This is a genomic window from Streptomyces sp. NPDC029466, assembly GCF_055574515.1.
This window is the reverse complement of the sequence record NZ_JBVHZH010000097.1, coordinates 1-8,900: the sequence shown is the minus strand read 5'-3', so window position 1 is coordinate 8,900 and position 8,900 is coordinate 1. Positions and strand designations below refer to the sequence as shown.

Sequence of the window (8,900 nt, the reverse complement as noted above, 5' to 3'; positions counted from 1 at the left end):
CGGCCGTCGGCACGGTATGTCTCGATGATGCGCTGCTGGACGGCCACCAGCCGGCGCAGCGGGCCGGCGTCCGGTGGCCGCCACCCCGCCAGCAGCGGAAGGCGTTCCGCCCAGGCGTGCAGCGGGGAGAGGGCAAGGCGCATCGAGTGGTACTTGACGGACAGCCAGTCCTTGACCGCGGTGCGCAGTTCGGGGTCCTGGGGATCCGCGAAGAGGGTACGCAGCAGGATGTCGAGCGTCAGGCGGTGGATCTCCGGCACCAGGTCGAGAGTGGTCCCGGGTTCCCAGACGGCGGCCCGCGCCAGGGACCGTTCGGACATGATGCGGGCGTAGCCGGCGATCCGGTCGTGGTGGAAGGCGGGTTGCATCAGCCGACGGCGGCGGAGGTGGCGGTCGCCGGCGGCGGTGATCAGCCCGTCGCCGAGAGGCACGCGCAGGGCGTCGAACATCGCGCCCTTGTCGAAGGCGCGGGCCTGCGCAGTCAGCAACTCCCGGACAAGCACATGGGAGTTGACGACATGCACCTGCCGGGGGCCGATGTAGATCTTCGTCACCGGTCCGTGGTGCCGCAGCGCGCGGACGAAGCCCGTTGCATCACGGTGAATCCACGGGGCGTGCCCGGCCAGCGGCACGCGGCCGGGGGCAACGGGGGCTTCGGTGGCGGCATCAGTGGGGGCATCCATGGGGGCATCAGTGGGGGCATCGGCGGCGGTATGTCCCGGTCCGCCGGTCAGCCGTGCGCCGATTCCCCTCATGCCGGTTCTTCTCGTGCCCGGCCGCATGTCACATCTCCTCGTGAGTGGAGTCGGTGGCCGCCACAGCGGTTCGGAGACGGCGCTGGCCGGCAAAGAGGCCGCCGACGGCAAACGCATGGGTGTGGGTGGGGTAGTGCGTGAGGAGCGGTCGCGGGCCGTACATGAGGGGTACGCCCGGCCAGGTGCCGTCGTCGCGCTGGGTCTCCACGAGGTAGCCGAGCGCCGGTGCCCAGTGTTCCTCGTGGAGCAGGCCGCCGTGTTCCAGGGCCGCGAGGGCCAGTCCGGTGGCGGCAGGAGTGCTGGAGCCGGTCCGTTCGACGGGCCAACCGCCATCGGGATTACGGGTTTCGGCCAGAGTTCGGGCGGCGGGGTGGCCTCCCGCAGGTATGGGCGCGTCGAGGGCGGGAAGGACCTCGGCGGTGGCGTACGGCAGCCCCCGGTACCACCCGGCGTGCCAGCGTCCCTGTTCGCCGAGGCGTTCAGCGAGCCAGCCACGCGCCGCGGCCAGTTGCACGCGATGGCGGCCGGAGTGGCGGTCCAGTGCGGTGACTACATGCGCCACCACGTCGTCCACCGGAGGGTCCCCGGCGTGCTGCCAGGTCCGCCAGAGACCGTCGGCCGTCTGCTGCCGGGCCAGGTGACATAGCCCGGCCCGGATCGTAGTGCCGGGCGCGCCGCTGGCGCCGCACAGAGCGATCAGGACGGCCGCGGTGGTGTCATTGTCGGACTCGACACCCAATCGGTACGGCCAGCCGCCGTCCGGGTTCTGTGCCGCGACCAGGAACGCGACGGCGGCCGGCAGTCCGTGGCGGTCGAAGGCCGCTGCACCGTCGAAGGCGGCTGCGCCGTGGAAGGCGCGCATGGTCAGAGCGGTGTCCCAGACGTCGCTGTGGGAAAAACGCCAGGTACCGTCGACGAGTTGGCTGGTGAGAAGGTACTCCGCGCAGCGGCGGGCGGCAGCCGTGCCGGGGGTGGCGGCCTGGAGCGCGAGCGCCGCGAGAGCGGTGGTGACCGGATTGGCGAAGAAGTCACCCGATGGGGATTGCTGCTCGGCAACCATGTGGGCGGCGTGCCGGGCGGACTCCCGGTCGCCGAAGTGGGTTTCCACCAGTGCGTGCGCAGACCATAGTTCCACCTGGGTCCAGCTCTTGAGCCGCCCCTGGGCCGCGACCGCGGTGGCCAGCAGGGTGCGCAGTGCGGCGGGACCGGTGCCGCCACTGGTCGCTCGGCCGGTGTGCAGGGCGATGGCTTGGAGGAGCCGGGCGCGGGCCGACAGCGCCCGGTCCGCGAAGGAGGGGTGACTCACGTCGATGGGGCCGCCGGTGTCCAGGGCCAGGGACAGCAGCGCGGTCTCCACGGCGTGGGCCACCGGATGGTGGTTCTGCGGGGCGGCACCGTTGGCGAGCCACGCCCTGCCCCGCTCGGCGGCTCGGCCGGCGCCGGGGTGCGGGGAGCGCGCCAGGGCCAGCGTGCACAGTGCGGTCTCAGTGATGCGAGGGTCTGGGGTGGCAAGCCATGAGCCGTTGTCCCGCTGGGTGGACAGGGTGTGCCGAGTGGCGAGGGCAAGTGCACGGCTCAGCCGTGTGGCGAGCGTGGGCGATAGCTGCGCGTCCGGTATGGACGGTAATGCAGGTCCTGTTGACATCTGACCCCTGTCTTCCCGAGTTCCGCTTCCGCTTCGTGAAGCCGTACTCACCGGCGTGACTCATGGGAGTGGACGACGGCCCGACACGCTGCCGGCCCACCGGGAGAGGGGGGCAGGCCAGTCGAGGCGACGCGGCTGCGGCGTGTGCACCGGCCCGGGTGCGTCCGAAAAGCCCGGAGCGCAGGAACACGCACGAGCGCGGGACGTAGCCTGACGCCGTGGACTTTTCGCGACCGCACAGCCACCCTCCCCGGGAGATCGTCTTCATAGCGGAGACATGCTCCGCCGCATTGCAGAGCATGCCGCGACTGGAGATCTGGCTCAAAGAGCTCAGGCTGCCCGTGGACACCGCACTGGTTCCTCTGATGTGTCTTCAGACGGCGTTCTTCACGCCGTGGTTGCCGCCGGAGACCTGCTACCAGATGTCCCGGCTCACGGTCTGGCTGATGGCAATCGACAATGTCTTGGACGCACCGGATGCTCCGGACGCTCCGCACGCGCCGGATGCTCCGGACTCAGCGGACTCCGCGGGCCCGGACGGGACCTCAGCCCGTGTCCGGGCCTGGCACAGGGTCCTCGATGGGCGCGGCAGTGACGGCGGCAGCGACGACCCCATGACGCGCGCTCTGGCGGAGATCGCCCGGGGCATGCACCGCGACGGCCGGCCCGAACTCATCGCCGTCTGGCGGAAAAGCATGCATCAGACGCTCATCGGCATGCAGTGCGAACGCGAGACGGCGCGGACAGCTGCTGCCGGTGGCGGCGTGCCCCGGCTGACGGACTATCTTCGGCACGGCGCCTGGACCATCGGCGTCGAGCAACAGGTCACCGCCCTGTGGGCCCTCATGGACGAGCCAGGTCTGCCCCGGCGCCTTCCCGTGCTGCTCGGCGCACTGCGCGAGGCCGCGACCGCCATCCGTCTGCTCAACGACCTGCGCGGCCACCAGCGGGAACGGTCCGAGGGGAAGACCGACGCACTCGCCATCGGCCTGACCGAGCAGGAGGTGTACCAGCGCGCCGAGGCAGCGCTCGAAGACTGCCGGCGGGCACTGGCTCCGCTCACCGCGGCCGGGTACGGTTCCGCGGTGGCACTGGAGCGGGTGGCGCTCTGGCATGCGCGGATGTACCACCGCTTCGACCCCGTACGACCCGGCCGGGCCACCACCTCATCCCTGCCGGGCGGACCGGGCAGCGCCGCGCACGCCCGCCACACACCGTTCGTCCCCCAACCGAGGGAGACCCCGGACATGAGCATCGAGCAGGAAGTTCTGGACGTCATCGCGTCCGGAGGGCAGTGCGACAACGCGAAGCTGGCAGAGCTCTTCGACCGGCTCGAACCGGTCGACACCGAACTCCTCCTCGGCACCTGGCAGGGCGGCGGGTTCGAGCACACCAGCGAGAATGCCGCGCTGCTGACGAAGATGCGGTGGTACGGCAAACGGTTCGTCGACGCCGATCACGTGGAGCCGCTGCTGTGCCGCGCCGAGGACGGGACGGTCTTCTCGTACGAGGAGATGGGCCTGGCAACGTTGCATGAGGTCATCTACCGCGGCAAGCAGTCCACAGCGATGGTCTATGACCAGCTGCCCGTCATCGACCATTTCCGCCGGCTCACCGACAACGTCCTGCTCTGCGTGATGGACAAGAAGGAAACCCCCACGGACTTCTATTTCCACCTCACCCGCGTACCCGCGTCGCTGCCCCAGCCGTCCGTCGACGGCAGTCGCTGATGATCGCTGCACGAGACCCGTCCCCCACCACACGACCAGGACCGACGATCAGAAGCTCGACGCCTCACCGCCAACCATGCACGAGCTCGCTAGCCCACCCGTACATCCTTGCCGGTCAGCTCCGCCCGAATGCCGGTCTTCGTCACGGAGATGTCGCGCAGCCGAATGTCGCCCGGCAGGTTGGCCGGCAGCTGAGCGGAGAACTCCATCTTCTGCGCGACCTTCGGCTCCCGGAGCTTTTGCAGGCCCTGGATGAGCGAGGGATCGATGCCGGTGGGCTTGAGCAGTGACGGATGGTCCACGAGGGTGTCCAGGACGCGGCCCTTCATCATCTGCTGCGGAAGGACCTGCTTCCCGGTCGCCTGTTGCAGCTCGCCCTTGTCCATCTTGTCGGCGACGGGTGCGGTCAGCTGCAAGCCACCGCCCTTGCCCGGTACGTACGTGAGCAGGCCGGGCACCACCACGCGCGTGTCCTGCACGGTCATGCGCAGGCCACGGTCACCGGTGCGCTGCAACTGCGCGCGCCCCCGGATCTGGGCCTGCTTGTCGCCCACCGGCACGTCGCCGCCGGCCAGCACCGTGTTCTTCTCGGGGCCGGGTATCAAGTGGATCTGTGACGCGCCGACTTCGCGGTTCAGGTCCTTGAAGTCCAGCAGGACGTCACCGTGCACCCGGCTCAGCACCGCACCCTTGACGGAGGACGGCAGGCTGCCGACGATCCGGATGTCGTCCACCGTCCCCGTAACCTGAGCGACGGAGACCGGCCCGGCGTCGACATCGGGAACGCTGACCTCGACATGGTCGATGTTGCCCGCGAGCACCTCCCCGATCAACGGGAAGCTGTCGATGTGCACCTCGGGCTCGGCGCGCAGCTTCAGCGCCTTCTGCACCTGCTGCGCCGCCAGGTTCTCCGCGTAGAGCACGGCCCACCGGTCCCCGAGCACAAGGAACGCGAGAACGACGGCCAGCGCGACGACCACCTTCGCGGTTCTCCGCACGATCCGGCGCGGCTTGCGTGCGGCCCGCGGGTGCTTTTTCTGGTCGCCGGTGGCCGTGTTGTCAGCCGACGGCGCATCCGGGCCCTGGTTGTTCGAGGCCGGGCCGTCCTGGGGAGCACGGCTCGCCGGCACCCTCGCCTTGGAGTCTGCGGAAGATTCGTTGGAGAGCATCGTCACCATGCGACCACAGTCCAGGCGCTCGAACCAAGTTGTGCACAGTCTTCGAGATGGCTACGCAGCGGCCGCCGAAGCCGGATTCGGTGCCGTGCCCGGGCGCCGCGTGGATCGAGGGGATGCGAGGGTCGTGGTCCTACACGTGTCAGGCCCAGGAGATGGTCCGCCAGGGGCTTTCGGCGTGGGTGGCCAGCACTTGATGGGCGTGCAGCATTTCCGTGTACCAGTGTCCGAATTGCTCGTCGTCGAAGTGCAGGCAGCGCCCGAGGATGTAGCCGGCCGCGAATTCTTCCCAGGAGTTGTAGGTCATCTTGCTCAGACGTGAGGCGTGCACCACGGCTTGCTCAGCCTCCGGGATATCCGTGAAGCGGGCACCGAGTCCCCAGCGGGCCATGCAGGAAGCCCGTCCGTAGTCCCACGCCAGCGCGGACCGCACGCGACTGTTGGCAGCAAGGATGCCGTCCGCACGAAAACGGCCTTCGTAGCGCGTAATACGGCCGATCAGTTGCTTCACCCCGGCAACCTCGGCGTCGGAGACGGTACCGCCTCCTTCGGCAGCGCTGTGGCGCAACGCCCGTTCAGTCGTCTCCCGCCACAGTGCCGGATCGACCTGGCCCCCGAACTGCTGGGACAGGGAGCTGCGAACCTCCAGTACGAACTCCCACGGGCCCCTGACACCCCTGCCTTTGAGGAGGCGGTCGAGTGCGGCTTGCCAACTGTTTTGGTCGGTCACTCCCCACCACTGTTCCAGACTTTTGCGCTCCAGGAAGTAGCCGTTGCCGTGGGTGCCCATGGCGTTCCACAGGGCTCCGTTGACGACGTTCATCAGCGCCCCGCACCCGAGCCCGTGGGCGACGGGTCCCTGGAGCGGGGCACCCACCCACAGGGTTCGCAGAGTGCCACGCTGCACGTCCGACCCCTTCCCCCGGTCCGCATGTGCCTTCCATAACGCCGGATTGGGCGGGAAGTACGCCTCACACGGAGTGCCCGGGTTGACTGCCAGCCACCGCTCATCATTGCCCCACGATTCGGCGAAGCCGCCCAGGGAGATGAGGCCGAACACCGGATCGGGCGCGGGGGCCGGCAGGACGCCTTCGGTCAGGACGACTTCGCACCATCGGCCGACGACCGGGCTCCAATAGGACATCGGTGGACCCGTGTCAGGCCCATCGGCCTCCCACCGGGACATCGAGATAAAGAGGTCGCAGTCGGCGAGCACATCGAAGTATCCAACCCAGTCACCGCGCGCTTTCGCCTCGTAAAGCCTTCGCTCGATCTCGGTCGGCGCTTGCCAGGCCGCTGAAGGCTGCGGCTGGGCCACGGCCGCTAATGGGTTCCACATCGCCATGAACATGAACCTTACAAAGCGCGCAGGAGCGATAACGCAGCGGGACGGCGTCGGAGCGCGGACAGGGCTCCTCCGGTCGCGCGCCCCGCCGCGCCTGCTTCTCCACAGCGGCGCGGGCTTCCGCCCCATGTCGGCAGGGAGCACATCCCCCTTCTGGGGGTATCCCCCGGAAGAGTTCGGTGGCTGCCCCCAGTGCGCGGCAAGGGCAACGCGGGCGATGCTCCATCCCAAGTCGCCGTACGCAAGTTGAGAGGCAAAGAACATGGTGAGGCACCGTAAGCGCATCAGCCGGCGGGGGCTGCTGGTCACGGCAGTGGCTGCGACAGGAGCGGTCCTCACTCCCCTGGCGGTCCAAGCGGCCACCGCCGACCCGGCCGGCACGAAGCAGGAGCCGGTCCGCGCGCTGGAGCAGGCGGCCCACCCGCTGCGCTCGACCGAGCCCGGGAGGAACCCGGCCGACCTGCGAGCCCTGGACTCGATGATCGGCGACGCCAAGGTGGTCGGCCTCGGCGAGGCCACCCACGGCTCCCACGAGTTCTTCGCCATGAAGGAGCGGGTCTTCCGCCACCTCGTCGAGAAGAAGGGCTTCACCACCTTCGCCCTCGAACTGAGCTGGTCCGCCGGGCTCCAGATCGACGACTACCTCCAGACCGGCAAGGGTGACGCCCGCGAGATCGCCAAGGAGACACTGACCAACTCCCCTTGGGAACGTGAAGAGTTCGTCAGCCTCATCGAGTGGATGCGCGACTACAACAGCCGCCACCCCGACCGCACCGTCCACTTCATGGGCGACGACCTCGGCGCCCCCGCGATAAACGACGCGTTTTTCGGCCGGGTGACCGACTACGTGCAGCAGAACCATCCGCAGGCGCTGCCGAGGCTCAACGAGCTCTACACCGGGCTGCGCCCGATCGACGATGTCTTCGCCTACCTGCGCAAGCCGCCAGCGGAACGGCGGCAGCTCGCCACCCAGGCACAGCAGGCCCTGGAACTGGTCAGCAGCCAAAAGGGCTCCGGCGAGGCGTTCCAATGGGCCGAGCAGAACGCCCGCTCCATCGCCCAGACCGCCAAGTTCCTCACCATGAACCCCAACGACCCGAAATCGCTGCCCCCCTTCCAGCGCTTCCGCGACGAGGTGATGGCCCAGAACATCACCTGGTGGCAGCAGCACACCGGCCAGAAGATCCTGCTGTCCGCGCACAACGGCCACGTCGCCTACGCCGCCACCGATCCCGAGCTGTACCCCAAGACGCAGGGGTCGTTCCTGCACGACACGATGGGCAAGAACTACCTCCCCATCGGCTTCACCTTCCACCAGGGCTCCTTCCTGTCGAAGGACACCGCCCTCGGCGGCGACTGGAAGAAGTTCACCGTGCACGCCGCCAGGCCCGGCAGCAACGAGCACACTCTCGACCAGGTCCGCCACCGGGACTTCTACCTCGACATCCGCAACGCCCCGGCCCCCGCGCGCGACTGGCTGAACACCGCCCGGCCCACGCTCAACGTCGGCACACAGTTCCCCGTGAAACCGCGCGATGCCGCGCTCGCCAAGGGCTTCGACGTCCTTGTCCACCTCCACGAAGTCCGGGAGGCCGACAAGCTGAAGCCGTGACGGCCCAGCCCCGTCGCCCGCCGCCCGAAGCCTTTCCGCTCAGGTCACCAGGGCCTGTCCGGTAGTCCGCTACGGGCGCGGGGTACGCGGCTCGATCCGGTAGTCGAAGGCGGCACCGCCGACGCCGACCGTGGTCACTCCGCCATCGACGGTGAGGACGGCCCCGTTGACGTACGACGCGGCCGGCGACAGCAGCCAGTCGATCGCCTCGGCGACCTCCGCCGGATCGCCCGGCCGTCCGGCGGGATTCAGCCGGTTCGCCTCCTCGTATGCCGCCTCGGCACCGCCCGCCAGCCCCGCCTCCGCCGCGAACCGCGCCATCCGCTGGTCGGCCATCTCCGTACGCACCCAGCCCGGGCACACCGCGTTGGCCCGCAGCCCCTGCGGTCCGTAGTCCACGGCGAGGGAGCGGCAGAGGTGGAGCAAACCCGCCTTGGACGTCGCATAGGCGGCGTTGCCGACGCTGTTACGGAGGGCGGCGACCGAGGCGACCGCGACCACCGCGCCACGGGCCGCCAGCAGATGCGGCAGCGCGGCACGCAGCAGCAGGAACGGGCCGGTGAGGTTGGTCCGGATCAGCTCTTCCCAGTCCTCGACCGCGGTGTCGCCGACCGCGCCGCCCCGCCCGATCCCGGCGT

At 69.3% G+C, this 8,900-nt stretch carries 7 protein-coding genes; 2 read left to right on the top strand and 5 right to left on the bottom strand.

Annotated elements, in window-relative coordinates; all coding sequences use genetic code 11:
- Both ACZ4XD_RS36800 and ACZ4XD_RS36795 read right to left on the bottom strand, forming a co-directional pair.
- Nucleotides 1-683 (bottom strand): cytochrome P450 (locus ACZ4XD_RS36800; RefSeq protein WP_468049860.1); only part of this gene is annotated, 683 nt, incomplete at its 3' end.
- A 100-nt stretch (nt 684-783) separates the two neighbouring features.
- On the bottom strand, nt 784-2,400 hold the full coding sequence (locus ACZ4XD_RS36795; protein ID WP_468049858.1) for a prenyltransferase/squalene oxidase repeat-containing protein: 1,617 nt from the start codon (nt 2,398-2,400) through the stop codon (nt 784-786).
- A 218-nt stretch (nt 2,401-2,618) separates the two neighbouring features.
- Between ACZ4XD_RS36795 and ACZ4XD_RS36790 the strand changes: the two genes are divergently transcribed.
- Complete coding sequence (locus ACZ4XD_RS36790) at nt 2,619-4,130, top strand: DUF4334 domain-containing protein (protein WP_468049856.1); 1,512 nt, start codon at nt 2,619-2,621, stop codon at nt 4,128-4,130.
- Between the two features lie 89 nt (nt 4,131-4,219).
- Here ACZ4XD_RS36790 and ACZ4XD_RS36785 read toward each other — a convergent pair whose 3' ends face one another.
- Nucleotides 4,220-5,308 (bottom strand): LmeA family phospholipid-binding protein, encoded by a 1,089-nt coding sequence (locus ACZ4XD_RS36785; protein WP_468049854.1) that lies wholly within the window; start codon nt 5,306-5,308, stop codon nt 4,220-4,222.
- Between the two features lie 139 nt (nt 5,309-5,447).
- Entirely contained in the window at nt 5,448-6,650 is a 1,203-nt protein-coding gene (locus tag ACZ4XD_RS36780; RefSeq protein ID WP_468049852.1) for a DUF1266 domain-containing protein, read from the bottom strand.
- Between the two features lie 262 nt (nt 6,651-6,912).
- Here ACZ4XD_RS36780 and ACZ4XD_RS36775 point away from each other — a divergent pair, with 262 nt between their 5' ends.
- Entirely contained in the window at nt 6,913-8,262 is a 1,350-nt protein-coding gene (locus tag ACZ4XD_RS36775; RefSeq protein WP_468049850.1) for an erythromycin esterase family protein, read from the top strand.
- 69 nt (nt 8,263-8,331) lie between these two features.
- Here the strand turns inward: ACZ4XD_RS36775 and ACZ4XD_RS36770 are convergent.
- On the bottom strand, nt 8,332-8,900 hold a 569-nt coding region (locus ACZ4XD_RS36770; RefSeq protein ID WP_468049848.1), incomplete at its 5' end, for an SDR family NAD(P)-dependent oxidoreductase.